This is a genomic window from Vibrio sp. CCB-PB317 (genome assembly GCF_022808245.1).
GTDB classification, from domain to species: Bacteria; Pseudomonadota; Gammaproteobacteria; order Enterobacterales; family Vibrionaceae; genus Vibrio; species Vibrio diabolicus.
Window position 1 is genome coordinate 1598821 of the sequence record NZ_JALGNU010000002.1, and the last position, 24444, is coordinate 1623264.

Annotated in this window: 18 protein-coding genes; 11 read left to right on the plus strand and 7 right to left on the minus strand. The window is 45.0% G+C overall.

Annotation, left to right across the window (positions count from 1 at the left end; genetic code table 11):
- Positions 1-9 precede the first annotated feature (9 nt).
- The 3 genes from MTR11_RS16110 to MTR11_RS16120 all read left to right on the plus strand — a co-directional run bounded on the left by MTR11_RS16110 (position 10) and on the right by MTR11_RS16120 (position 5011).
- On the plus strand, positions 10-3072 hold the full coding sequence (locus tag MTR11_RS16110; protein ID WP_243328038.1) for an efflux RND transporter permease subunit: 3063 nt from the start codon (positions 10-12) through the stop codon (positions 3070-3072).
- Positions 3069-4571, plus strand: a complete 1503-nt coding sequence (locus MTR11_RS16115) for an efflux transporter outer membrane subunit (RefSeq protein WP_243328039.1) — start codon at positions 3069-3071, stop codon at positions 4569-4571. Before MTR11_RS16110 ends, MTR11_RS16115 begins: the two co-directional genes overlap by 4 nt.
- Before the next feature lie 185 nt (positions 4572-4756).
- On the plus strand, positions 4757-5011 hold the full coding sequence (locus MTR11_RS16120; protein ID WP_046875806.1) for a hypothetical protein: 255 nt from the start codon (positions 4757-4759) through the stop codon (positions 5009-5011).
- Positions 5012-5112: 101 nt separating this feature from the next.
- Here the strand turns inward: MTR11_RS16120 and MTR11_RS16125 are convergent, their stop codons facing one another.
- Positions 5113-7521, minus strand: a complete 2409-nt coding sequence (locus MTR11_RS16125; RefSeq protein ID WP_243328040.1) for a beta-mannosidase — start codon at positions 7519-7521, stop codon at positions 5113-5115.
- Positions 7522-7825: 304 nt separating this feature from the next.
- Here MTR11_RS16125 and MTR11_RS16130 point away from each other — a divergent pair, with 304 nt between their 5' ends.
- Positions 7826-9412, plus strand: coding sequence for a BCCT family transporter (locus MTR11_RS16130; protein ID WP_005392697.1), 1587 nt, complete (start codon positions 7826-7828; stop codon positions 9410-9412).
- Positions 9413-9474: 62 nt separating this feature from the next.
- Here the strand turns inward: MTR11_RS16130 and MTR11_RS16135 are convergent, their stop codons facing one another.
- On the minus strand, positions 9475-10203 hold the full coding sequence (locus tag MTR11_RS16135; protein WP_167427276.1) for a UTRA domain-containing protein: 729 nt from the start codon (positions 10201-10203) through the stop codon (positions 9475-9477).
- A gap of 210 nt (positions 10204-10413) precedes the next feature.
- On the opposite strand from MTR11_RS16135, the gene MTR11_RS16140 reads away from it, so the two are divergent.
- From MTR11_RS16140 to MTR11_RS16165, 6 genes are read left to right on the plus strand one after another with little or no spacing between them, the layout of a single operon-like run.
- Positions 10414-11481 carry an ABC transporter substrate-binding protein gene (locus tag MTR11_RS16140; protein ID WP_005392695.1) on the plus strand — a complete coding sequence of 356 codons (1068 nt, stop codon included), beginning with the start codon at positions 10414-10416 and terminating at the stop codon, positions 11479-11481.
- A gap of 12 nt (positions 11482-11493) precedes the next feature.
- Positions 11494-12318 (plus strand): alkaline phosphatase family protein, encoded by an 825-nt coding sequence (locus tag MTR11_RS16145; protein WP_046873802.1) that lies wholly within the window; start codon positions 11494-11496, stop codon positions 12316-12318.
- Entirely contained in the window at positions 12315-13205 is an 891-nt protein-coding gene (locus MTR11_RS16150) for an ABC transporter permease (RefSeq protein WP_085343277.1), read from the plus strand. The genes MTR11_RS16145 and MTR11_RS16150 overlap by 4 nt, the downstream gene beginning before the upstream one ends.
- A gap of 2 nt (positions 13206-13207) precedes the next feature.
- Positions 13208-13996 (plus strand): ABC transporter permease, encoded by a 789-nt coding sequence (locus MTR11_RS16155; protein WP_074189833.1) that lies wholly within the window; start codon positions 13208-13210, stop codon positions 13994-13996.
- A complete protein-coding gene (locus MTR11_RS16160; RefSeq protein WP_243328041.1) occupies positions 13993-15012 on the plus strand; it encodes an ABC transporter ATP-binding protein in 1020 nt (339 codons plus the stop codon). The genes MTR11_RS16155 and MTR11_RS16160 overlap by 4 nt, the downstream gene beginning before the upstream one ends.
- Positions 15013-15014: 2 nt before the next feature.
- Positions 15015-15674, plus strand: coding sequence for an HAD family hydrolase (locus MTR11_RS16165; RefSeq protein ID WP_243328042.1), 660 nt, complete (start codon positions 15015-15017; stop codon positions 15672-15674).
- A gap of 533 nt (positions 15675-16207) precedes the next feature.
- On the opposite strand, the gene MTR11_RS16170 is transcribed toward MTR11_RS16165, so the two are convergent.
- The 5 genes from MTR11_RS16170 to MTR11_RS16190 all read right to left on the minus strand — a co-directional run bounded on the left by MTR11_RS16170 (position 16208) and on the right by MTR11_RS16190 (position 22364).
- Entirely contained in the window at positions 16208-16618 is a 411-nt protein-coding gene (locus MTR11_RS16170) for a hypothetical protein (RefSeq protein WP_243328043.1), read from the minus strand.
- Between the two features lie 154 nt (positions 16619-16772).
- Entirely contained in the window at positions 16773-17042 is a 270-nt protein-coding gene (locus MTR11_RS16175; protein ID WP_243328044.1) for an Mg-dependent DNase, read from the minus strand.
- 389 nt (positions 17043-17431) lie between these two features.
- Positions 17432-17698, minus strand: coding sequence for a hypothetical protein (locus tag MTR11_RS16180; protein ID WP_226420376.1), 267 nt, complete (start codon positions 17696-17698; stop codon positions 17432-17434).
- 342 nt (positions 17699-18040) lie between these two features.
- On the minus strand, positions 18041-21193 hold the full coding sequence (locus tag MTR11_RS16185) for an efflux RND transporter permease subunit (RefSeq protein WP_243328045.1): 3153 nt from the start codon (positions 21191-21193) through the stop codon (positions 18041-18043).
- Positions 21194-21206: 13 nt separating this feature from the next.
- Complete coding sequence (locus MTR11_RS16190) at positions 21207-22364, minus strand: efflux RND transporter periplasmic adaptor subunit (RefSeq protein ID WP_243328046.1); 1158 nt, start codon at positions 22362-22364, stop codon at positions 21207-21209.
- A 518-nt stretch (positions 22365-22882) separates the two neighbouring features.
- Here MTR11_RS16190 and MTR11_RS16195 point away from each other — a divergent pair.
- Complete coding sequence (locus MTR11_RS16195) at positions 22883-24400, plus strand: phospholipase D family protein (RefSeq protein ID WP_243328047.1); 1518 nt, start codon at positions 22883-22885, stop codon at positions 24398-24400.
- Positions 24401-24444 lie beyond the last annotated feature (44 nt).

Consider the following 24444-nt stretch of genomic DNA (forward strand, 5'->3'; position numbering starts at 1 on the left):
TGCGAATCCATGATCAATTTAGCTGAATTCGCGATTCGCCAACGTAAGTTCGTTCTGTTCTTTATCGTATTGAGCGTGATCGCTGGCATCTATTCTTACTTCGACTTAGGCAAGTTGGAAGACCCGAGCTTTACGGTAAAAACTGCGGTAGTCGTGACCCTTTATCCGGGGGCGTCTGCCGAAGAAGTCGAACACCAAGTCACCGATACCGTTGAAACCAAATTGCAGGAAATGGCGGAGTTGGATCGCTTGCGCTCATTGTCTCGCCCCGGTTTATCTGTGGTCTTTGTTGACCTCAAAGAGAGCCTTAATTCCAAAGCACTTCCGCAGGAATGGGACTTATTGAGACGCAAAGTAGACGATGTAAAACTGCAGTTGCCTTCCAGCGCGCAGATCAGCGTAGTGCAAGACGAGTTCTCTGAAGTCTACGGCATGCTTTTCTCTATCCACAGCACAGATGCTGCACCAGAAGAGTTACGTCGCTACGCCGAAGAGCTGCAACGCCAAATCAAAGCCGTCGACGGCATCAAAAAGATCGAGCTACACGGCGTTCAACCTCGCGTTGTACATATCGATATGCCAGATGAGCGCCTGGCTCAATATGGTTTGTCGATCGCACAAGTTTGGAACCAACTGAGCACACAAAACAGCACGTTCGAAGCGGGAAAATTCGATGCAGGTACAGAGCGTATTCGTATTGCGCAAACCAGTGAGTTTCAGTCTCTAGAAGACATTCGCAATTTAATCATCAATGGTGGCACCGGAGAGTTTGGCTCGGGATTGATTCGTCTTGGTGACATCGCCGATATCACCATGGGTTATCAAACACCAGCATTGGCAGAAAACCGCTACAACGGAGAGCCCGCTGTCACTTTGGCGGTGAGCCCAGTTCAAGGCATTAACGTGGTGTCACTTGGCGATACGATTCAAGACATCATCTCTAACTACCAAGCAACACTGCCGCTGGGTGTCGACATCTCGACCGTTGCTTATCAACCTGAAGAAGTACAAAAGTCTATCGACGACTTTGTTGGCAACCTGCTTGAAAGTGTCGCGATTGTTTTTGTGGTGTTGTTGGTCTTCATGGGTTTTAAGAGTGCGACCATCGTTGGCGCAAGCTTGCTCCTGACGATTTTGCTCACGCTTGTATACATGAACATCGCCAGCATCGATTTGCACCGTGTCTCGCTAGGTACGTTTATTCTCGCACTGGGCATGTTGGTGGATAACGCCATTGTGATCACCGATATGATGATCGCCAAGCTCAACAAAGGTATCGAGCGAACTCGCGCCGCGATTGATTCCGTCAAAGAAACCGCCGTGCCACTTTTAGGCGCAACTGTCATCGCGATTATGGGCGCAAGCCCAGTATTGTTCTCCAAAACCGACTCCGCCGAGTTTGCAAGCTCTGTGTTCTACATTGTGGCATCGTCACTGTTGCTTTCATGGATCGTCGCGATGACGTTTACGGTATTAATGGCGTGGATGTTCATCAAGCCAAAAGCTAACAGAGAAGAGACCAAACCGAGCCGTTATAAACAGTTGGTATTCTGGACGGTGGACAACCCGCGTAAAGCATTAGCCGCTTTGGTTCCGTTAATTTTAGTCACCGCCGTGGCAATCCCGTATGTGGCCGTGAACTTTATTCCTCAGTCGGATCGTTCAATTGTGTTTCTCGATTACTGGCTACCCAATGGAGCCAAGATTGAACAAACCTCGGCAGACATGCGTAAAGTTGAAGAATGGTTGGTCGCACAACCAGAAGTGGAAAGTATCTCTAGCTATGTCGGCACCAGTGCACCTCGCTTCTCGGTAACGGTAGAGCCTGAGCCGCTCGACCCTGCCTACGGCCAGATTCTGATCAACACTAAAGACTACGAGAGCATCAGTCACTTGGTAACGCGTGGTGATGATTGGCTGAAAGAGGCGTTTCCGGATGCCGAACCTCGCTTCCGAGCACTGAAGTTGGCAACCAAAGATAAGTTCGCGGTTGAGGTGCGTTTTTCTGGTCCGGATGAAACCGTATTGCATCAACTAGCGGCGGAAGCGAAAATGATTTTTGCTTCAAACCCTGATGCAAAATACATTCGCGATGATTGGCGCCAAGAAAGCAAAGTGCTCAAGCCGATTCTAAACCAAGACAAAATGCGTCAAGCAGGAATTAACCGCGCCGATGTCGCTTTCGCGCTAAAACGCGCATCAGACGGCATGCCGCTCGGACAAATGAACCTGAATGATGAGTTGATTCCAATTCAGTTACGTGGCACATCGCAAAACATGGCGTCACTAGAAACGCTACCTGTGCGCTCGCTACTTGGCTTTAACAGCGTTCCACTTGGTCAAGTGGTGGATGGATTCGAACTGGTCACCGAAGAGAGCATGATTTGGCGACGAGACCGCGTGAAAACCATCACGGTTCAAGCGGGTGTGAGCCGAGACTCCACACCAGCGAACGTTAGAAATGCCATTAAAGATCAGGTTGAATCTATCCAACTTCCGGCGGGTTATAGCATGGAATGGGGCGGCGAATATTACGATGAAGACAAAGCGGTCACCGACATCATGAAGCAGCAACCAAAAGCAATGCTGATCATGGTGATCATCCTAGTTGCGATGTTCAACGGCTTTAAGCAGCCAATCATCATCCTCGCAACGCTACCACTGGCAGCATCAGGGGCTGTGTTTGCTCTGCTTGGATTCGATAAACCATTTGGCTTTATGGCGCTGATCGGAGCTATCACACTGACCGGGATGATCATCAAAAATGGCATCGTACTAATGGATCAAATTGAGCTCGAACGCACAAATGGCAAGAGCTTGTCTGACGCGATCAAAGAAGCCACGGTCAACCGTACTATGGCCATTTCTATGGGTGCGTTAACGACCGCGCTCGGCATGATCCCGCTGCTGTCAGATCTGCTGTTTGACCAAATGGCGGCAACCATCATCGGAGGCTTGGCGGCCGCAACCATATTGTCACTGTTTGTCATGCCGGCACTGTATCGCCTTGCTTATAAAGAAAAAGCACCATCCATACAAACCAACGCTGAGCTAGAGGAGGCGTCATCGTGAAAAAATTCATTCTAACGCCTGTCGTTCTAGCCCTAAGTTTAGCGGGCTGTGCAGTGGGGCCAGACTACCAAGCACCGACCACCAGCATGGCAGAAACCTACTTGAACGCCGAAAATGCAGGGTTGAGTACCGATTCACAACACGTTGAGTTTTGGTGGACTAAGTTTCACGATCCGGTGTTGAATCAAATGGTTCAAGACATGCAGAGCCAAAACATTCCGCTGAAAGTGGCGGCCGAACGGGTGAAAATGGCCAACAACTATAAAATCATGGTGGAGTCATTCAAGGTACCGACAATTAATCTTGGTGCGGGTTACATGAACTATCAGTTCAGTAAAAATGACTCTTCGCTCGCTCCGATATTGAATCCACTCAGTGATTCTGCGTCGGGTCTGCCACCTCAAATTGGTAACATCACCCTAATGGATAATCAGCACGATGGCGTATTTGCAGGCGCGAATGTCGCTTGGGAGGCTGATCTGTTTGGGCGCATCGACCGCCAAGCGAACGCGGCGCAAATTCGTCTCGAACAAGCTCAGATCTATCAAAGCGGCTTGAACACGGTGATCACGGCGGATTTGATTCACAACTACTTGCAATACCAAGGCGCGAGTGAGCGCCTTGAATTGGCAAAGTCGAACTTAGAAGATCAACGACGCACACTTGATCTCGTCGAGAAAGTCGTGCGCAGCGGCTACGGTTCTGATCTCGATTTAGCCCAAGCGAAGGCCACGCTTGCGGCGATGGAATCGCTCGTTCCGCAGTTAGAGATTGCACAACAAGCGCACAAACATCGTTTAGCGGTGCTGCTTGGCGAGCCGCTAACGCAAGTCGAAATCCGTCTGTCTAAGCAACATAGTGTACCTGTCATGCAAGACATGGTGCCGGTCGGTTTACCTTCCGATCTGTTGAAGCGTCGTACCGATATTCGCTTAGCCGAGCGCGAAATGGCCGCGCTCAATGAAGAGTTGGCCGCAAGCGTTGCTGATCAATATCCGAAGTTCTTTTTGACGGGCGCTCCGGGGTTGTCGGCGTCAAGCTTTGACGATCTCTTCAGTAGCGATTCTTTCGGTTGGATGGGTGCGGCTGGCGTAAGCTGGAACTTGTTCGATGGGGGTCGTGGCGAAGCGATTGAAGCCATCAACCAAGCGCGTTTTGATTCGGCGACATTGTCTTATCAACATACGGTAGAGGCGGCTTTGGCGGAAACCGAATCCACGCTGTTTACTTATGGTCGCAGCCAAGAAAATCAGCGTCGAATCGATGAGGCATTGAAAGCCACCAATAACGCCGTCAACAAAGCCAAGTCACTGTATCGAGCTGGCTTGATTGATCACTTATCGGTTTTAGATGCGCAACGTCAGCAACGCATGATGCAAGATCAGCGAGTCGCAGCAAAGTTACAAACCGCACACGCTACGATTGCGCTCTACAAATCGCTTGGTGGTGATTGGACGCTACAACCAGAAGCACAACCCGACACGAATGCCAAAGGTTAGGTTTCTTACAAGCCTCACACCTTTGCGTCATAACGGATGCCGTTAAATCGGTTAAAAAGAGGCCACTTAGATGGCCTCTTAGTTTGTGAGGCAAATATTTCTACCACCTATACCCTCTCTAGGTTGTATAATGCATGCTCTGAAATATTTTGTTACGTTACCTCGGTAACACCTGAGATTACAACATGAACAACAGCAGATGGGTCGGCTTTATAGGCGGCACGATTGTCTTACTTAGTACCTTTATCCTCTTCGGATCTTCCGTCCACGCTGCTTGGTACCGAATCCCTGCGGAAGCCATTCATGGTATCGCCTTCACTCTGGCTTTTGGTTTAGGGTTAAACAGCCTACTGGCGTACGCGACGGCAATGCTTACTCTCGCAGCGCTATTCTACATAGGTTTTGTTGTTGGCTACCGTATTCATCAGAAACTTAAATAACCTTCTGTCTCAACCTGAGCTTAATAACGGATACTTGATAACTAAAAAGGGAGCAAAGGCCCCCTTCTCAGATATCAGCATATAGATGCTCTATGCCCGTGTTAATCATTAAGGTGGTATACCCTCAACGACTGTTGCATGCCGAAAACATCATCACCTAAATACTCAACCGTCATTGGAACGTTGGTCAGCAGAGTAAAACTGGAGTCACTGAACCTTCCATCAACATCACTTTCCAAATGAACAAAAAACGCAGGCTTGTCAGCAATCAATGTAATTTGGCTTCCTTCAATAGAGACATCAATATTGGCTTTTGCCATAGGCAAAGTTTTCAGCTCATGAGTGCAAAACCATGTGTTGCTTATTCTGTCTTCACCGATTTGCGCTTCAACATAGAAGAAGCCTGACGTAAGCTCATCCTTCTCAACCGATTCATCCAATTGCCACAAAATCGTATTGCTGTCTGCTATGACCGTTTGTTCTAAGCTCCAACATTGCTTTTCTTCCCCTTGCCAATCTACCCACTTGAGCAGTGCGTTGACGCTTGCGGGCTCTTTGGCATCATTGAGCAAATGCAGGCTCAACTTGCCTGTATGCTCGGAAAATACCAAATACTGCGGCGCAAAAAAGCGTTTTGCATGGTAGTGCAACTGCTTCCAACGACCACTGTATTCCAAGCTAGACCAAGAACTGACAGGCCAGTTGTCGTTGAGTTGCCAATACAGCATGCCGCGACAAACTGGAGAAATGGCACGCCAATGATCGCACGCAGTTTTGATCGCGATTGCCTGCTGAACTTGGCTTAAATACAGCATGTTCTCGAATCCAGAGGGAAAACGGAAATAACGCGTGAACATCTCTGTGATGATACTGTTACCACGAGGATTCTTCTGATGTTGTTCAAAGGTTAGGGACGTGATATTCCAATCTTGCTCCGGGACAAACTGCTTAACTTCAGCAAAAGATGGCCAAGATTGAAAACCAAACTCAGAGCAAAAGCGAGGATTCACGTCAAGGTAGGCATTGAATGATTTTCCTGAATGCCAAACGTCCCAAAAGTGCATATCGCCTTTACTATCATCATGCCACGCGTCACCGAAATCCAGTTCACCATTACACGGGGAACCTGGCCAGAAACGACGAGCGCTATCGTGCTCAGTAATCACCTGCTCAATCATGCGGTTGAGGCGATCGTAGTTAACCGTGTATTTGACTTTATTGTGCTTAGATTCTTCGTACCAACCAATAGCTCCAATCACTTCATTATCACCACACCAAAGTGCTATTGATGGGTGCTCCTTAAGTCTCGGAATTTGGTATCGAAGCTCATCTTCGACCTCTTTTAAGAAGTCATTATCAGATGGGTACAGTGAACATGCGAACATCATGTCTTGCCACACTAACAAGCCGAGCTCATCACACAGATTGTAAAAGCTCTCGCTCTCGTACTGACCTCCACCCCACACACGTATCATATTCATGTTAGCATCAACCGCACTTTGCAAAAGGTTGCGATAACGTGTTTCGCATTCTCGCCCCGGCATTGCGTCAACAGGGATCCAGTTGGCACCTTTGGCATTAATTGGTACGCCATTAACGATAAACTCCATCGCAGAGCCATGTTCATCAGCTTGGTTATTTAGGGTTAACTGACGCAAACCAACGTTGCGCGTTAACTTTTGCTCTCTGCAAGAAATGGTAATGGGGTAAAGATAAGCTTCGCCATAACCTGATGGCCACCAGCGTTGAGGCTCCGAAATGTGGAACTGGCAGTGATAGTGGCCACTTCCTTTTGTTTGAATACATTGACGCTCACCATTAAATTCAACAATCAGTTCATGGCGTTGACTGTCCGTTTCCACTTCAACTACTACATCAAGAAACACACTCTCATCGGCTTGCCATTGCTGCTCTGTCGAGAAGCCTTTGAGCCAAAGCTCATTCACAATGTCGATTTGAATGGGGTCGTAAATACCCGATACCATCAAGCAAATGCCCCAGTCCCATCCGGAATGACATTGCGTTTTTCGGATCAAATTCATGTGCGGAATTTGATTATTTCCCATTGCGGAAGGGATTGGGAAAGGCAATTTTTTAGCACGTTCCACACCTTCTATATCGACTCTTGCGAATTGAACAAGAACAGTATTTATGCCCTGTTTTAAATAAGGTTTGATATCAACTCGTTGTTGAGTAAACATGTTGCTGCAAGTTAGTGCTAACTCACCATTAATATAGAAGGTTGCCAAGGTATCGACACGAGTTAGCGTCATCCAAACTTGCTTGGCAGACAACGTAAACGCGTCGACTTCAAACTCACGCGAGATATGCCACTCACACTCTTCAATCCAACGAACTTTGTTTTCATTATCGGCAAAATAAGGATCCGGAATGCGCTCTGCTTGTAAAAGCGCCGAAATATTATCGCCCGGAATAGACATTGGAATTTCAATATCGGGACGCTGTGGCGAGGTAAGTAACCACTGTCCATTAAGTTCGAAGTGAGCCATTGAGTAAACCTCAGTTTGGAGAAGAAACATGTTTGCTCAATGTAATCCTGAGTAATCCATGCAAAAACAAGGGAAATGTTATTTACATACGAAATGCGGTGCACTTCACGTAAAAACACTTTCCTTTGATCTCTACCCAAAAATCAGCAACTTGGCTAACCTGTTAAAAATTAATCGAAATCTAAGGTTATATTTGCAACTTCGACATGTTAACATCATCGGCTTTTTGAACATCCTCACACTTTTCGTCGAAACGATGTGAGGGGAAATGCACGGCTTCATAGCCCTAAAAAGCGAAGTAATTATGTCAAATATGACGAATGCCGCCTCCCACACAGCGCCTATTCAGGATGCTGACTATTCTGCTATTCATCCCCCATCTCTGCTCAAGCGCCTCGAACTCACCAATCCTGTCTTTTGGTTAAGTGGTAGCTTCCTCACTCTATTCGTTTTACTTGCCCTAACGAATACCGACTCTCTAACCGCAATGGTTAACACCGGCTTCGGCTTTGCTACTAAATATTTCGGAGCTTACTGGCAAGTACTGCTTCTTCTGAATTTCCTTATTGGTTTGGCTCTTGCGTTTGGTCGCACTGGTTATGTGCGTCTAGGTGGTCTAGCGAAACCTGATATTGATAACTTTAAGTGGTTGTCAATTGTACTCTGTACCCTACTTGCAGGTGGTGGTGTTTTCTGGGCCGCTGCTGAGCCTATCGCGCACTTTGTGACTGCCCCACCTTTATACGGTGAAGCTTCACCGAAAACTGCCGCAATCAATGCTCTATCTCAGTCTTTTATGCACTGGGGCTTCTTAGCTTGGGCGATCCTTGGTGGTCTATCTTCCATTGTCTTAATGCACTTGCATTACGATAAAGGCCTGCCTCTTAAGCCGCGTACTCTGCTTTACCCTGTGTTTGGCGATAAAGCCATTAAAGGCTGGATTGGTGATGTTGCTGACGCATGTAGCATTATTGCCGTAGCAGCAGGAACAATCGGCCCTATAGGCTTCTTAGGTTTACAAATTAGCTACGCGCTAAATTCATTGTTTGGCCTGCCAGATACGTTCGTAACGCAAAGCATGGTTATCATGGCAGCGATCCTGATGTATACCCTTTCCGCACTAAGCGGTTTAAGCAAAGGTATTCAAATCGTCAGTCGTTACAACATTATTTTGTCTGTGCTGTTAATTGGTTACATCCTGTTCTTTGGACCGACAAGCTTTATTGTTGATGGCTATGTACAAGGCGTTGGTCGCATGGTAGATAACTTCTTCCCAATGGCGCTTTACCGTGGTGATACGGGCTGGCTAAGCTGGTGGACAGTATTCTTCTGGGGTTGGTTTATCGGTTATGGCCCAATGATGGCGATCTTTATTGCTCGTATCTCTCGTGGTCGTACAATTCGCCAGCTGATCATGTCTATTAGCATCGCAGCACCGCTGATTACTTGCTTCTGGTTTAGTATTGTTGGCGGCAGTGGCCTTGCGTTTGAGCTTGATAACCCTGGCTTGATTTCATCTGCGTTTGAAGGCTTTAACTTGCCTGCAGCACTGCTAGCGATTACCGGTGAATTACCTTACCCAATGATCATTTCGGTTCTGTTCCTGATCTTAACGACAACATTTATCGTGACGACAGGTGACTCGATGACTTACACAATCAGTGTGGTAATGACGGGCTCTACGGAACCAAACGCAGTGATTCGCTCATTCTGGGGCTTGATGATGGGTATTGTCGCTATTGCGCTTATCTCAATGGGCTCTGGTGGTATTTCTGCATTGCAGTCTTTCATTGTAATTACCGCCGTACCTGTGTCTTTCATTTTGCTGCCAAGCATTTGGAAAGCGCCTGGCATAGCAAGTAAAATGGCAAAAGAGCAAGGCCTCGTTTAAACCGCCTCTCTAACCAATATGCGAAAAAGAGCCCTTCATTGGGCTCTTTTTAATTCTGCGCTTTATCCTACGCTATCAATGCGAATCATCACTGCATCTGGACGCCAATACTCGAATTCGCAGTCCATTAATTTGCCATCTTGTTTGTAGTTTACTCGACGAATTTTCAGGACGGGTTGTCCTTCAGCTAGGTTCAACGCCTTAGCGACATGAGCAGGCGCTGACGTTGGAATCACATCAAAACGAGAGCGCTTTGTCTCGTAGCCATACTTCTCACGATAAATACCTGTCAGTGACATGGTGAGGTTCTCGGACAATATACCTTCAAACAGTGCTGCTTTGAGTATATTTTCAACAAACAATACCGCTCGCCCATCAATAAAACGTAACCGTTCAATCACATAAATTGGGGTAATTCGCTCAACCTCTAACGATTTTGCATACTCACCTGCGGCCATTTCACTTCGTACGTTGAGTAATTTGGTTTCCGCAATACGATGCTGCTCTCGAATCATTTGATGGAAGTGAGAACGAGACAACGGGTTGTAACAGATACGCCCCGGAGATACGTACCAGCCACGACGCTCTTCTCGGTAAATCAGGCCTTCGGTTTCCAAAGACACCAACGCATCTTTGATAGTGATTCGAGTCGTAGAAAATAGTTCACTGAGCTCTCTTTCTGATGGCAATTTTTGTCCTTCCGACATGATGCCGGAAAGAATCTGCTGCTTTAAGCTGCTTCTAATTTTTCCTAATTGGGTACCAAATTGGCTGGTGCCTGTCGCTCTCATTCTGATCTAGTCCAACGATAATTTGATGAACAACATAAGGCGTGTACGTAACAAAAATATGACATTAATCAACAGAACACATATTGAGCGTATGAAATATAAGTGCCATAGAAATTCATAAAAACTGTCAAATTACTTGCGCTAAATCGTCACATTCCATCCATAGCATACAAAGCGAACTTACTGACCTAGTCCAGAAGGATGGAGACAATGAAAACTTTGCTAAGTCGTTCAATTACCGCACCAGCGGCAATCATCGCGGTAACGCTTGCAGCACCAACAGTAGCGAAAGAAGCCGATATTGAGTCATTGGTTACCGCAGCACAAAAAGAAGGGGCGGTTTACAGTGTAGGTATGCCCGATAGTTGGGCGAACTGGAAAGACACTTGGGCTGATTTAAAGTCAAACTACAACCTTAAGCACCAAGACACGGATATGAGCTCGGCTCAAGAAATCGCAAAATTCGAAGCTGAGAAGAAAAACGCGACCGCAGACATTGGTGACGTAGGCTTTGCCTTCGCACGTGTAGCGGTTAAAAAAGGCGTCACTCAGCCATACAAACCAACAACTTGGAATGACATTCCAGATTGGGCAAAAGACGAAGATGGTCATTGGGCACTTGCTTACACTGGCACTATTTCTTTTATCTCCAACAATAACCTCGTAAAAGACGCGCCAAAAACGTGGGATGACCTATTAAAAGGCGACTACAAAGTGACCGTAGGTGACGTCGGCGTAGCAGCACAGGCAAACAACGCGGTTCTCGCCGCAGCGTTCGCCAACGGTGGGGACGAATCCAACCTCAAGCCTGCGCTCAAGTTCTTTTCTGAACTCGCGAAGCAAGGTCGTCTTTCATTTACTGATCCGAACATCGCCAACCTAGAAAAAGGCGAAGTGGAAGTGGCGATCATGTGGGACTTCAATGCGTTGAACTATCGCGACAAAATTGACCGCGATCGCTTTACAGTGAGCATTCCTCAAGATGGCTCTGTGATTTCTGGTTATACAACCATAATCAATAAATATGCGAAGAACCCTAATGCAGCAAAACTTGCTCGTGAGTACATCTTCAGCGATCAAGGGCAAATCAACTTAGCAGAAGGTTATGCGCGTCCAATCCGCACCAACATCACACTGCCTCAAGCAGTGCAAGACAAGCTAATTGCTAACGACCAATACAGCAATGTTCACCCAGTGACTGACTTCTCAGCTTGGGAAAAGTCCGCGCGTAAGCTGCCACGTCAATGGCAAGAAAGTGTCTTAATCCACCAGCAATAAGAGTAAGTCGTTATGAGCAATAAGGTCATCCTTGTTGTTCTAGATGGACTGAACTATCAGGTAGCCCGTGATTGTATGGGCTACCTCAATGGTCTTCTAGAACAAAGTCGTTCCCAACAAGAAACTCGCGCAACGCTTTATCCTGTGCAATGTGAGCTGCCCTCTATGTCTCGCCCACTTTATGAGTGCATTTTAACGGGCGTTCGCCCTGTAGAAAGCGGCATCGTAAACAACAATATCGTTCGTCTATCCAAACACGATTCCATTTTCAGTTTGGCAAAAGCCCAAGGCAAAGTTACCGCTGCGGCTGCCTACCACTGGGTAAGTGAGCTTTATAATCGCGCGCCATTTGAACCTGTTCGCGATCGTTTCACGCATGATGAAACCCTGAATATCCAGCACGGCTGCTTTTACCATTGGGATCATTATCCTGATGAAGCCTTGTTCCTGGACGCAGAGTATTTACGTCGAAACTATCAACCTGATTTCTTACTGATCCACCCGATGAATATCGACGATACAGGACATAAGTTTGGCCTAGACTCTCGCCAATACCGCAATTGTGCGCGAGGTGCAGACATTATTCTTTCCAACTACATCGAACAATGGCTTGCTGATGGGTATCAAATCATTGTGACCAGCGATCATGGCATGAACAACGATCTTTCTCACGGTGGGATTTTACCTGAAGAGCGAGAAGTTCCTCTGTTTGTCATTGGCGATAAGTTTACCCATCAGGATTGTCATATTAAGCAAACTGATATTTGTGGCACCGTTTGTCAATTGCTAAACCTTGACCACACGAAGCCATACACTCAGGAATTGTTAGCACTATGAGCAGTTCTGTCCTCTCCCCAAGCTCTAGCGAATCTCGCTCAAATTTGGCAAGTACTTGGTTAAAGCGCTTTAAGCCAGCCATTTGGTTAGTGCCTTTCGCGCTGTTTTTCTACCTATTTCAACTCGCACCGATGATTTGGGTACTGTTAAACAGCTTTATCTACGATGGCGAGTTTGCCTTAGATAACTACATTGAAGTGCTCGACTCTGCCTTTATGATGCAGGCGTTTGGCAATAGCTTGTGGTTAGCGGTGTGGTCGAGCATTTTTGGCTTAGCCATTGCGACTTTGTTGGTCTCTTCTCTACGCAGAGTCGATTCTAAAGTCCGCGACGGTGTGATTGCGTTTACGAACATGAGCAGCAACTTTGCAGGCGTACCTCTGTCATTCGCTTTTATTATTATTTTAGGCACCAACGGGGCAATTACCCTTTTGCTCAAACAGTATGGCTTACTCGGTGATTTCGACCTTTATGGTAAATGGGGCCTGCTGGCCATTTACATCTACTTCCAAATCCCGCTGGCGGTGTTGTTGCTCTACCCTGCGTTCGACGCGTTGAGTGATGATTGGCAAGCCGCTGCTGCGCTACTGGGAGCCAAAACATCGCAGTATTGGGCGAAAATCGCTCTGCCAGTGCTCTCACCAGCCTTATTCGGTACCTTTATTATCTTAATAGCCAACGCGATTGGCGCATATGCGAGTGTTTATGCGTTGACCTCCGGTAACTATAACGTCATCACAATTCGAATCGCGAGTCTGGTATCGGGAGACCTGTTCCTTGAACCGAATCTCGCCGCTGCGATTTCGGTGATTCTAATGGCGTTACTTGCCTTTATCACAGTGATTAACCAATGGCTCATTTCGAAAAGCTATGCAGGTAGGAAGTAGTCATGCACAACGTTAATACTCGATTCCATAAAACAGTGGTTTATTCCATTGTTGGGATCATGCTCATCCCGATTTTAGCGACCTTTGTCTATTCGCTTTCATCACGCTGGGGCGCCACGGTGCTTCCGGATGGTTTCACTTTTGATTGGTACGTTAAATTGCTGACCGACCCACGTTTTTTGCAAGCGTTTGGGCGTTCGCTGTTTATTTGTATTGCTTCGCTAACCCTCAGTGTGCTTCTGGTTCTGCCAGCGATATTCGTGGTGTTTTACTACTTTCCGAAGCTCGATAAGCTCATGAACGTATTGATTTTGCTACCATTCGCTGTACCACCAGTCGTGTCGTCCGTCGGCTTGCTTCAACTTTATGCTGACAGTGAAATATCTCTTATCGGTACCCCTTGGATTTTAATAGGCACTTACTTCACCATCGCGTTACCGTTCATGTATCGTGCGATTTCCAATAGCTTCGAAGCAATTAACCTCAATGATTTAATGGACGCGGCACACTTACTAGGGGCAAGCACAACCAAAGCGTTCTTGATGGTCATTTTACCCAACCTCAAGAAAGGGCTGATGGCATCGCTTTTCCTTTCATTTTCATTTCTACTGGGAGAGTTTGTGTTCGCCAATATTTTGGTCGGCACACGTTATGAAACCTTGCAAATCTACTTGTATAACATGCGTCAGACAAGCGGCCACTTCACGTCTGCCTTAGTGATGACCTACTTCCTATTTATTTTTTTCCTGACTTGGTTGGCAAGTCGTTTTAGCCGAGGAGTCAAACAATGAGCTACGTCACTGCGAAAAATCTGACTAAACGTTTTGGTGATAACACCGTATTTGAGGACATTCACTTTAACATCGAGCAAGGTGAATTCATTACGCTTTTGGGCCCTAGCGGTTGTGGTAAATCGACGCTACTTCGCAGCCTTGCAGGGCTTAACCCTGTCGATGGCGGCGAGATTTGGGTAAACGGAGAAGATATCACGCATCAAGTCCCGCAAGAGCGTGGTATTGGGATGGTCTTTCAATCGTATGCGCTGTTTCCCAATATGACCGTTGAAGGCAACATTGCATTTGGCTTAAAAATGAAAAAGCTTGCGAATGATGATATTCGACGTGAAGTAGCTAAAGTCATCAAACTGGTGGATCTGGCAGGTAAAGAAAGACACTATCCGCATCAACTTTCTGGCGGTCAGCGCCAGCGTGTCGCACTCGCCCGAGCGTTGGTGGTTAAACCTCGCATATTATTGCTTGATGAGCCACTTTCTGCGCTTGATGCCAAAATCCGCAAACATCTTCGTCAGCAAATCCGAGATATTCAGAAAGAGATGAATCTCACCACTATCTTCGTAACTCATGACCAAGAAGAGGCGATGATTATGTCTGATCGTATCTTCCTAATGAGTAAAGGGGAAATTGTTCAAGCAGGAACACCTGAAGAAATTTATACTCATCCTGCTAACGAGTTTGTGGCCGGTTTCATGGGGCACTACAACCTTGTAGAGGCCAATAAAGCCAAGCAACTCTTCAATATTGATACCGAATGGAAAGTAGCGATTCGCCCAGAGTCTATATATGTAAAAGAGCAAGGTCGTCAATATGATAGCCACATCTCAGCGCCACAAGTAGGTACGATCACCAACCACCAGCTTCTAGGTAATATTATTCGCTATCAAGTGAACGTTGAAGAGTGTGAGCTCACTGTTGACTTACTTAACCGCTCTTCAGAACGCTTACTAGCGAATGGCAGCCAACTAGAGCTACTCTTTAACCTAAACGAAATACAACCAGTGAGAGCCTAAACATGTCCAAACCTTTGTATGTTTTTGATATGGATGAAACCCTAATAAACGCTGACTGCGCAATGATTTGGAACGAGTTTATGGTTGAGAGAGGCATCGCGACTGATCCTTTATTTATTAAGGAAGATCAGCGTCTAATGGCCTTGTACTCTGAAGGCAAAATGGACATGGAAGATTACCTAGCGTTCTCCATGAAGCCACTAGAAAACATGCCAATTGAAGAAGTAAACGCCTTGGTTGAAGAATGTGTTGAAAGCCATATTCTGGCTAAACAGTTTCCTCAAGCCAAAACTCTGATTGAGCAACTGTCTCGTGATGGTATAGATATGGTTATCATCTCTGCCAGCGTCACTTTTTTGGTGGAAGCCGTTGGTCGCCGTCTTAATATTCCAACCGTACTCGGAATTGATTTAATTGAGAAAGACAACTGTTATACCGCTGAAATCGACGGTGTCCCTAGTTATCGTGAAGGTAAAGTCACGCGCTTAAAACAGTGGCTAGAAAATCAGCCTGAGCCTTATTCTGAAATCCATTTCTATACCGATTCAATCAACGATTTGCCTTTATGTGAATATGCAGATTACACCTACCTGGTAAATCCATGCCCACGCCTCAAAGAACACGCGAATCGATCACATTGGACGCTATTACGTTGGAATTAGCCTTCGGTCTTTATAGCAATAAAGGGCAGCGAACTGCTGCTCTTTTCCTTTAATTGCCTGGTTATACGTGAACTCAAATTTGAGACCATCGAAAAACAAACACACCAGTAACAAAATGGCATAAGCCATGTCGAATTATTAAAAATAATGAAGATTTAGCAGTGTGATATGACAAGATTTATATAACCAAAATGGATAAAGAAAGGGCCATCTATATCTCATGATGTATTCAAATTCGACAGTCAAGCATTCCAGGAACAATAGAACAACATATTCACAATCCAGACTAACGATAATGAAAACATTGATTGAAGAATTAACATTTTAACAATCATTGCAACAATGTTAACTTTAGCTCCGTTGGTCGCGCTGGTGGTAAGCCTCTCACCAAGCCTATTGTCAGTTTTATATGGACGTTCGACCACCTCCAAAATGAATAGACACCCAATTTGGTGCCCTTTATTACGCCCGCAGAGGAAATTCTTTGCGGGCTTTTTTCTTTAAGTTGAAAGTCAGAGCGCACAGGATCAATTTTATTTGGTCAATCTCTCTACCTTGGAGGTAGTATACGAATCAACAAGCGGAGACAATTCTAGTAACTCTAACACCTTTTTCTCAAAGGTTTCATCAGCACTTCTCACCCAATCTAAAAACTTTTTTTGAGCAAACATAGGCTCGATTTCGTATAAAAACTCGATACTAAAGTAAAACTCATTTTTGATATGCAAATTGTAGACTCTTCGATAGTCCTTCTTATACTCCAAGTTACCTTCTACGTATTTTGAGTACGTTTTCTCTCCAACATCAATAGCCTGGCATTTAATTGGGGGGTAGCCGCGAAGAAACTCTCCTACGAGAAACTCTTCTTTCGCTCTCTTTTTTTCTTCGTTTATCGGCTCTAATCCCCAGCGATGATTTGCGTAATCGTTAGCATCATTCATCATCTCTGTATGATCTCCTTTCTTAGATCCTTCAGGAGACTCTAGAGCATGATAAAACTCCACATACTCTTTTTCTATGAATGAAGATAATTGATTGACAGATCTAATATTCTCATTGGCAGACTTGATCCTTAGTCTAATATATAAACCACCTTGTTTATTTATAGGTAATAGAGGGTTTAATATTTTTTTTTTGAAATGAGAAATAAATAGAAGCCAATTTTATTAACTTTTCATGCCGTTCTTCTTTTGAGTCAACATCGAATTGTTTTAACTCCACAAGATCTTGGTATACATGCCCTTCATATATATTGTTCGGACACTCAAATGACAATACTAAGTCATCTATCTGGAATACATTATGTAGCAAGTTTGAAAAATCTGGTTTTCCTCGAAAGCCATCTTTACAAATTTCAATAAGGCCCATATTTCTAACTCTTGTTCTTTAAATATGCATCAATACCTTTAAACGAGAGCCTGCAATATGAGTTCTAATTCAAGTAAAGGTAAGGCACATACTAAGGTATGATGAAGGTCAAAAAGGAGAACGGCTCTTTTCTAAATTTAAAATATCTAACATCGCCTCCAGTTTACTGAAATCTACACTTTTAAAAGTTACATCCGCTCCAGCGATAGCTCATCAAACACGCCAACGATTGATAATAAGCTTGAGGCTCTGAGACCACCTATAAAATGAGAAACAAAAAAGCCAGCCTTAAAAGGCTGGCAAGTAGAGCAACAAGGTCAGTGCTTACAGCTAACTAGCACTGAACTCGTATTGGATTCATTTTCGTCTGTTAGTCTCTTTATCGGCGGTTATGACTTGCTTGCTTTCTCTTTGTGGCACGTTACCTTTACTAACTGTTCTTGCTCATCTTTAATGTTTTTCACGATACGCTCATCGCGTGCGTGGATGGCATCCATATTCATTTGCTGAATATCTGCTACAGCTTCATGCTTCATTTCAGAAAAGTCCTGACGTAAATCTGAGCTCCACTCCTCTTTGTCTAAAGTGTTAGCAGCAGCGATTGATGATGACATTACAACAATAAGACTTAGAGTAGATAGAAATACGCTTTTCATAATAAGCTCCTTGAGGATTAGCAGTTCGTTTTAGTTACAATTTATATATTGCACATACGATGCCAACTTTTATTTTGTTATTTTTCAATAACTTAACCAAGCCCATATATTCATCATTATCTCCATCTGGTAAATTTCGCTAACCAAGTGTTAAATTAACCAAGAAAATCAAACGCACAAAAGGTATTCATAAAAAGAATAACTTATCAGGAGATTTTCTCGCTGTTCTTTCATCGAATAAATTACGTTACAACCCACTCTAGAACTGCTTTGAATCAAAATACAGAAATAAAAAAGCAGCCCGAAGGCTGCTCCTAATCGTTAACATCAAGCTTGTTAACTCTATATATTTACTTCAACGCTCGACGTCACTGGCGACTTTCTGAAACGATTGATAAAGCGATGAACAAACCCCTTAATCGATCTGAAAATATTTTTAATATCTTCAAGCATTAAATACAAACAAGGCACCAGCACTAAAGTCAGAACCGTTGCGTACAACACCGCAAAGCCCAAAGCTACAGCCATTGGTATGACAAAACGCGCCTGCAAGCTCGTTTCAAACATAATCGGCAATACACCCGCAAACGTCGTTATTGAGGTGAGCGTGATCGCTCGAAAGCGTGCACAGCCCGCTTCAACCACCGCTTGTTTGATGTTCATACCCTTTTCTCTCACTTGGTTTACGTAATCTGTCATAACCAGAGAGTCGTTGATAACCACGCCAGCAGCGGCGATCAAACCAAATGTCGACATCATACTGATATCCAAACCTAGCCAGAAGTGGCCCCAAATCGCCCCCGTCAGACTAAATGGAATGACTGACATTACAATCAAAGGTTGGGTATAACTTTTTAACGGTACGGCTAACAAGATGTAGACGATGATCATGCCTGCAATAAAGAACAAAATCTGTTCATTACGCTGCGCTGCCTGCTCTTCAATATCACCACCTAATTCCGTTTTCACACTCGGGAAGGCTTGCTTCATGTCCGGTAAGATATTGTCGTCGATGACCTTCACGATTTCTTGAGGTTCAACCAACTCTTCGTCTATCGAACCATAGACATAAACGGTTTGATACCCACCTTCACGTCGAATGCTACTCACGCCCGGCTGCTCGTTAATCTTCACCACATCACCCAGCATGACCTTCTTACCTGCTGGCGTGGTAATCACAGCGTAACGTAATGATGAAAATGCTTCACGTGTCAGTTGCGGGTAACGCACCATAACTTTGATTTCTTCACCATCACGAATAAGACGCTGTGCTTCACCACCGTAGAAGCTGCCACCCACTTGCTCTGCGATCATGGTGAGATCCAGTCCGAGATCGTACGCTACAGGCGCAAGAGAAAGGAGCACTTCTTTGCTTCCTGAATCAATAGAAGATGAAATATCGTATAGCCCTTCTTCCTGCTGTAAACGCTCTATCAAGTAACGCCCGGCCTCGTTCAATTCATTAATATTAGAACCAAACAGCAAGTAACCAAACTCATCTCTGTCACCGCCACCCGCGCTCTGCTCGCGGATTTTGATGCTCTTCATTCCAGGAATAACTGGCATAGCTTCACGCCAACGTCGAGCAAGTTCAAATGTATTGAACGGGCGTAATTCCTCATCAACCAATGGCACTAAAACACGGCCTTCGGTACGGCTTCGGTTGTACGAAAGCACATCACGAATCATGCCTTGACCATGTTCTGCGATGGTCTCTGATTCAATTTTTTGCATCACACGTTCGATGGTCTTAAGAGCGCTGATTGTTTGCTCACTTGAAACGGTATCGTTCATTTCAATAGTGATCGCAGGATAATCAGTAGGCACTTTAGGGTTAGGGATCACCCGAACATAATTCGCGTTGACCAAAGCCGCACTGATCAGCAGTAAACCGCAAAACACAGCAAACACTGTCCAGCGCCAATGCGTACATGTCGTGACAAAATTACGATAAGTGCCGTTTACAAAGCCAAAAAAGCGTTGGTTAAATCGGTCACGCCAGCCACCAGGTTTAACTGGCTTAAAGTGGGTATGTGCGAGGTGAGCAGGAAGGATTAACTTTGATTCAATCAAACTGAAGATCAAACAAAGAATCACAACACCCGCGATACCATAGAAGAAAGCACTGTCAATACCGCTAGACAACAAGAAAGGGGCAAACACGGCAATTGTGGTCAAAACACCAAAAGTAGCTGGCGTGGCAACACGTTTGACACCGCGAACCACATTTTCGACGCCACCGCCTTTTTCTTCAATTTCGCTGTAGGCGCTCTCTCCCATCACGATGGCGTCATCGACCACAATACCGAGCACCATAATGAAGGCAAAAAGAGATACGATGTTTACCGTGATCCCTAATGCAGGCATCATCATCACCGCGCCAAGAAAACACACTGGCAGCCCAATCATTACCCACATTGCCAAGCGAAAGCGCAAGAAAATGGTCAGCATAATCGCCACTAGAGCTGCGCCTTGCAGCAAGTTTTTCAACATCATGTCGAGACGACCATTTAAATAATAGGTCGTATCCACTAAGACTTTGAGCTTAACGTCCTGCGGTAATGTCTTATTTTTTGCTTCGATATAATTACGAACAGACTCGGCAACAGGGATAATGTTCTGATCACGAGTCGCTTCAACAGACATGTAGATCGCATTTTGCCCTGAGTACTCAAAGTAGCGCTCTTCTTCCGTAAAGCCATCTTTGATCGTGGCGATATCTTGCAGTAAAACCTTCGCACCATTTGCGCCAAGCTTTACAGGAATATTCCTAAACTCATCACCACGGTAGTACTGATTTTCAATCCTTACTGCGATCATCCCTGAGTTTGTTTTGACTTCGCCCGCAGAAAAGTTGGCAGAATAACGACTGATCGCGCTGCTGATATCGCTCAACGTCAAGTCGTATTTACGAAGAACAAGTGGATCAATTTCAATCGCTATCTCTTCCTCTGGTGCACTCAAATACACCAACATGACATTTTTGAGTTGAAGTAATTCATCCTCGACTTGCTTAGCAATGGGTTTGAGCTCTTCAAGCGGTCGGTCCCCAACTAACCCCATTTCTATCACATCTTGACGCCACTCAACTTGGTAGACATTGATCGGCTCCATACCGGCAGGTAAGTTGGATAAAGTATCAATGCGTTGATTTACATCATCCAAGACACGCTTGATATCAGCATTAACGTCTACCTCGATAGAGACATACGCGCTACCTCTAGAGGCCGTTGAGACCGTTTTTTTAATCCCGGTGACATCTTTAATCGATTCCTCAACCTTAACGAGAATGCTTTCTTCAATTTCTTGAGGAGAAGCGCCAGGATAAGTCGCACGAACATCAATGTAGTTCACCTCAATGTTCGGAAACATCTGCCTTTGAATAAAGAGAAAACTCACCACACCCATGATGATGATGAACACCATCAAAAGGTTGGCAGCGACGGGGTTATTCGCAAAATAAGCAATTAAGCCCTTTTGTTTAGTATCTTCCATGACAAACTCCTACTTACTGTACGACGGTTTCGGAGTCGTCACTCTTTTTTGCGATTTGTACCGCCATGCCTTTTTGAGGGTACTCCGGCAAGGTAAGTACCAACTTGTCACTTTGCTCTAAGCCTTCCCCCACAAGTAAAAATTCACCTTCTGCTCTCAAGACCGTTACCGTCCGAGGTTGAAGTTGATTCTCACCATTCACTACCCATACTGTGCGATTTTTGACTAATTCCTGTGGCAGGCGATAGATATGCTTTAGCTCCTTACCTGTGAAGCTCACTTCAACGTAGGAGCCAAATTTAATTGGAGGCTGCTGATTATCAATACCATATGGGTCCGCGATTTGAATGACCATGTTAATCATTCGGGTAGCGCTATCAATCATGCCTAAATCACGAACCACTCGACCTTCTCTAATGGTAGAAAACACACCTTGCTGCGTTACTGTCGCAGTGAGATCACCAATGGATTCGGGTAAAAATGCACTATCAAAACCGGCAATTGGTACATGCACCTCCGCCACTTCAATGTTGTTTAGCGTGGCAACTCGAGAGCCAGATGTGACAAATTGACCAACACCAATATCACGCTCAACAACCAGCGCATCGTAAGGTGCAACGACTTTGCAATTTTCTAAATCTCTTTTTGCTCGTTTGAGTGCCGCTTGAGCCGACTTCACTTGCGCTTGCGCGCTCAAAACGTGAGGCTTACGTAAATACAGGTCTGTCACTTGCTTATCGCTCAGTCTCTTGGCCTGACGTTTTGCCACTTCCGCTTTGGCTTGCTCCTCAATCAAGCTCGCACGTGCGCTAGCTAAATTGGCCTCGGCTTGCAAAACCGACGCTTCGTAGTTGTCACTTTCAATCGTGAACAGTACTTCTCCTCGTTTCACGATCCCACCCGTTACAAAATTAGGGTGCCAACTTATCACTTCACCACTGACTTGCGCGGAAAGATGTGTTTTTTCAAAAGGGACTAACTCACCATGGCTGGTTATCACCACTTTATGATCGGTAGGAAAAAGAGAAGAGGCCTGAACGGTAGGCTCTGTAATGGCATCTTTGGTTGACTCTTTTTCCGGAGCTGTCGCGGCGATTGCAGCATATCCTGCATAAGATCCACCAACGACGACGAAAGGTAAAAGCCAACGTAATACGGGTTTTGCTAACATCGAAAATCCTTTTTTATTGTTGTTTTCATCACCATGCTTTTATTAAATCTTTGACTCCCTGTAAGCATGATGGTGAGGGAATTACATTTGAATAGACGTCAAAGCAGCGCGTACCTTGCTTTTTCGGTTGCTAACTACAGAGTTATTGCCAATTCAAAGTTAATAAAATTAACAAAAAATTAACCAACTTCGCAAGTTGCCCTGACTTAACTCTTCTTTTAAATAGCAAGGGACGTGCCAGGCATTTATTTATTAAAATTCAAATAGTTATTATTACTCAACTATTTTAACCAGTGTGCTATTGGTCATAATCACCAGATATTAGTGATTATGACCAATTCAGACACAATCATAATTAAAATAAATGATTATCTGCGTTCAAAAAGGTGAACTTAATCCCGAGAACATGACAATTCATTGATTAATAGCCCGTTATCCAACCTTGTTGGATGCACGCTGCGGCAACTTAGGTCTATAATTTCTGATAAGTAACACTCTGTAAGACAAGGAAATGTACTTTGTTACATACACTCGCTAAGCTGCTCTTCCCTTCTTTATTCACAATTTTATCGGCATGTTCATCCGTGTCATTGAACGATCCCAGTGAAAAATCCACTAGCTTCCAACTTGGGTATCAAGGTGACTCTGTGCTTGCACAGTACTTTGAAGCTTACGGGAAAGACCCAAAGTCAATCACTGGCTTTTCTCCTTTAAATCAAGGACACGATGCCCTTCTTGCTCGCACCTCTCTAATCGAGTCCGCACAAAAAAGCCTTGATCTTCAATACTATATTTACCGTGGTGACGAAACGAGTCAGCTAATAACGTGGCGCTTGTATGAAGCTGCAAAGCGTGGAGTCCGAGTAAGGCTGTTGCTTGACGATATGCAAAAGCGAAACGATGACGTGATGGCTGCCCTCAATGCACATCCTAATATCGAAATCCGCTTATTCAATCCGCATCAGTATCGCGACTCCCGCTGGTTCGCACTTGCCAGTGACTTTGAACGTCTTAATCGCCGTATGCACAATAAATCTCTGATTGCAGACAGTGTTTCTGCCATTGTCGGGGGTAGGAATATCGGCAATGAGTACTTTTCTTTTGAATCACAAGTCGAATTTGGTGATTTTGATCTACTGCTCTATGGTGAGGCGGTACAACAAACTGCAGATCAGTTCGACCTCTATTGGAATAGCGCCTATGCGATACCAATGGAATGGATAACACCGGACTCACAGCAAATTACCGACCTGGCGATTCAAAAGCAGGTCGACAAACTCCAGCTAGAGGAAAAGTTCTCAACCGGCCGTTATGACTTCACTAAACTGGATATGTACCAAGCTCTCAAACAAGGCAATCTCAAGCTCTACTGGGGAGAAGCAAAAGTATGGTTTGACTTACCCGATAAAGTTGCGACCCGAGAGAGCCAACTTATTGATAATTTAACGGAGCTGGTTAAAAGTGTTGAACATTCATTTGTTCTTATCTCCCCCTATTTCGTCCCAACCGAAGTCGGCACACAAGCATTGAGTAACGCGGCCAAGCGAGGCGTTGATATCACGATTGTGACCAATAGTCTCGCCTCTAACGACGTGTTTGCCGTGCATGGTTGGTACGCAAAATATCGAACAGACCTACTCGAAGCTGGGGTCAAGCTATGGGAAGTAAAAGCGAGCGCGAAACTCAAAAGCAAGTGGAGCCTCACGGGGAGCAGCAGAGCAAGTTTACACGCAAAAGCAATGACGATTGATGACAAAACGCTGTTTGTTGGCTCGATGAACTGGGACCCACGTTCAGCCTCTTTGAATACCGAAATGGCCGTTGTTATCGAACAGCCAGAATATGTGCAAATGTTTCTAGAACAACTGCCGAATCAATTGTCGAATAACGCCTATGCCTTAACTCTACACGACGGAGACATTGTCTGGACTGACATAAAAACAGGCAAAGAATATGATTCTGAACCAGAGGCCGGAGTATGGCGAAAAATGGGCGCTTGGTTCTCCGGCATATTGCCAATTGAAGATCAGCTATAACAATTGTCAATGTTTCAAAACCTCCCCGATAAAGCAAGACAAGA

Bases quoted from the DNA above. Each gene is read 5' to 3' on its own strand.
- MTR11_RS16120 (WP_046875806.1), top strand. From the start codon at position 4,757: ATGAACAACAGCAGATGGGTCGGCTTTATAGGCGGCACGATTGTCTTA.
- MTR11_RS16130 (WP_005392697.1), top strand. From the start codon at position 7,826: ATGTCAAATATGACGAATGCCGCCTCCCACACAGCGCCTATTCAGGAT.
- MTR11_RS16140 (WP_005392695.1), top strand. From the start codon at position 10,414: ATGAAAACTTTGCTAAGTCGTTCAATTACCGCACCAGCGGCAATCATC.
- MTR11_RS16110 (WP_243328038.1), top strand. From the start codon at position 10: ATGATCAATTTAGCTGAATTCGCGATTCGCCAACGTAAGTTCGTTCTG.
- MTR11_RS16165 (WP_243328042.1), top strand. From the start codon at position 15,015: ATGTCCAAACCTTTGTATGTTTTTGATATGGATGAAACCCTAATAAAC.
- MTR11_RS16190 (WP_243328046.1), bottom strand. From the start codon at position 22,364: ATGTTAGCAAAACCCGTATTACGTTGGCTTTTACCTTTCGTCGTCGTT.
- MTR11_RS16125 (WP_243328040.1), bottom strand. From the start codon at position 7,521: ATGGCTCACTTCGAACTTAATGGACAGTGGTTACTTACCTCGCCACAG.
- MTR11_RS16160 (WP_243328041.1), top strand. From the start codon at position 13,993: ATGAGCTACGTCACTGCGAAAAATCTGACTAAACGTTTTGGTGATAAC.
- MTR11_RS16150 (WP_085343277.1), top strand. From the start codon at position 12,315: ATGAGCAGTTCTGTCCTCTCCCCAAGCTCTAGCGAATCTCGCTCAAAT.
- MTR11_RS16185 (WP_243328045.1), bottom strand. From the start codon at position 21,193: ATGGAAGATACTAAACAAAAGGGCTTAATTGCTTATTTTGCGAATAAC.
- MTR11_RS16155 (WP_074189833.1), top strand. From the start codon at position 13,208: ATGCACAACGTTAATACTCGATTCCATAAAACAGTGGTTTATTCCATT.
- MTR11_RS16180 (WP_226420376.1), bottom strand. From the start codon at position 17,698: ATGAAAAGCGTATTTCTATCTACTCTAAGTCTTATTGTTGTAATGTCA.
- MTR11_RS16170 (WP_243328043.1), bottom strand. From the start codon at position 16,618: ATGATGAATGATGCTAACGATTACGCAAATCATCGCTGGGGATTAGAG.
- MTR11_RS16145 (WP_046873802.1), top strand. From the start codon at position 11,494: ATGAGCAATAAGGTCATCCTTGTTGTTCTAGATGGACTGAACTATCAG.
- MTR11_RS16135 (WP_167427276.1), bottom strand. From the start codon at position 10,203: ATGAGAGCGACAGGCACCAGCCAATTTGGTACCCAATTAGGAAAAATT.
- MTR11_RS16175 (WP_243328044.1), bottom strand. From the start codon at position 17,042: ATGGGCCTTATTGAAATTTGTAAAGATGGCTTTCGAGGAAAACCAGAT.